Origin of the sequence: Bartonella sp. OD88NMGDW (assembly GCF_042193775.1) — a bacterium.
In the GTDB taxonomy this organism is placed as follows: domain Bacteria; phylum Pseudomonadota; class Alphaproteobacteria; order Rhizobiales; family Rhizobiaceae; genus Bartonella; species Bartonella grahamii.
The window spans coordinates 1-1310 of the sequence record NZ_JBHIMA010000050.1 but is presented as its reverse complement, the minus strand read 5'-3'; the positions used below and the strand labels follow the sequence as shown (position 1 = coordinate 1310).

The window sequence follows — 1310 nt, the reverse complement described above, 5'->3', positions numbered from 1 at the left end:
AGGTTTATAATATTTCGAGTAAGAGCATGTTTGATTTTTTTGATTTCACTGGTTAATTCGTATTTTTTGCACATAGAGATACCCTCACAATTTAATGTGATAAACATTTGATAAAATTTGGAATGGGAAAATTTGAAAGAGGGGCGCCCCCGCCGCGCCCGCGCGTCTTTACGCAGCGTTATTTTCAATAATCTTTACAACGGTATCGTTTTCATAAATTTCACAATCTTCAGGAATTCCATATGCATAATAAAAGTTTTGTTTGACATATGAATAACCATCTCTTTTTAACCTTGCATTGCCATGTACCAAACCTCTAATGGTGTGATAACCAGTCACTTTTGCATTCCCATAAACAGAACCATAGACCTTAACATACCCACCCACGCTAGCATTGCCATAAACCTTGCCATAAATTTTAGCAGCGCCACTGATAACAGCATGATCATAAACTACCGCCTTGCTATGAATACGAGCATTTCCTGATAATTTTGCATTCCCATAAACCCTTGCATATTGATAAACCCACACCTTATCAGAAAGATGCGCATTATCATAAACATGAGCTCCAAAATACACGCGGGTTTTATCATATACATGCGCATTGCCATAAACAAAACCACCAATGACAGCGTTGCCATATACCCTTGCATTTTCATAAACACGACCAGATTTTACAACACAAGCATTATCATAAACCCAGCAATTGCCATCATGAGAAAGGTTATCTTCCTTTTCAATAAAGCCCCCTAAAGTACCTGCTTTAACATCAGCAAAGTCTTTTAATGCTTTAATGCGATAAAGGGTATGATTATTAATTACACGCGTTTCATTTGTGAGTGCAAACTTCTTTTGCATGAGCACAATTCCTTTATAGAGATTTAAATTTTTAAATGAGATGTTTAAAGGAGGGCGCCCGCGCCGCGCCCGCGCGTGTCATTTACGCAGCATCACTTTCATATTCGCTGTCATTATCATCGTCATAATACCCTTCAAAATCAGCATAATACTCATGACGATAATAATCATCTTCGCTACCAAACTCAGGATATGCATCATCACAGATATCTTCATTAGCTGTTAAAGAGGCATTGCTATGAATATATGAAGAACCAGAGATAAGAGCATCACAAATAACGGCATCATCAAAAACACGTGATTCATCACAAATGTAAGCAGAGCCACTTATTTTTGCATTGCCTCCGACATGAGCATCATCACAAATGACAGCATTATCGGAAATATGAGCATGATCAGTGACACGGGCGTTATCATAAATTTGTGCATTGCCTTCAATTACAACGGCGTTG

At 38.0% G+C, this 1310-nt stretch carries 1 protein-coding gene and 1 pseudogene; both read right to left on the bottom strand.

The annotated features are described in order from the left end of the window. Window positions 1–168 precede the first annotated feature (168 nt). The gene (locus ACFIJR_RS08995; RefSeq protein WP_375654060.1) at window positions 169–858 is read right to left on the bottom strand and encodes a hypothetical protein; all 690 of its coding nucleotides are present in this window, start codon (window positions 856–858) and stop codon (window positions 169–171) included. An 82-nt stretch (window positions 859–940) separates the two neighbouring features. Continuing rightward, window positions 941–1310: pseudogene (locus tag ACFIJR_RS08990) on the bottom strand (hypothetical protein); the annotation flags it as partial.